Genomic DNA, 265 nt, shown 5'->3' with positions numbered 1-265 from the left:
AGGGCGTCCACGTCGGCGTCCGTGAGATGGGTGCAGTGGTCGGCGCTGGCCGCGTCCAGCTCCACGGCCAGCTGCACGCCGGGGCCGTACGAGAGCTGGTTGGCGTGAACGCGCGGGTGCAGGCCCTTGGCGCGGCCGGCGGTGAGGATGGCGCGGGCCTGGTCGCCGTCGAAGGCGCCCTTCTCGCAGAACACGTCGATCCAACGGGCGTGCGGGGCGCAGGCGTCCAGCATCTCCCCGGTCACCAGGGCGACGTACGCGGCCG

1 pseudogene is annotated in these 265 nt (G+C 74.0%); it reads right to left on the bottom strand.

From position 1 onward, the window contains the following. Positions 1 to 265: pseudogene (locus tag CCN33_RS33025) on the bottom strand (imidazolonepropionase); the annotation flags it as partial.

Source organism: Streptomyces recifensis, assembly GCF_002154615.1.
In the GTDB taxonomy this organism is placed as follows: domain Bacteria; phylum Actinomycetota; class Actinomycetes; order Streptomycetales; family Streptomycetaceae; genus Streptomyces; species Streptomyces griseoluteus.
This window is presented reverse-complemented; position numbering and strand designations above follow the sequence as displayed.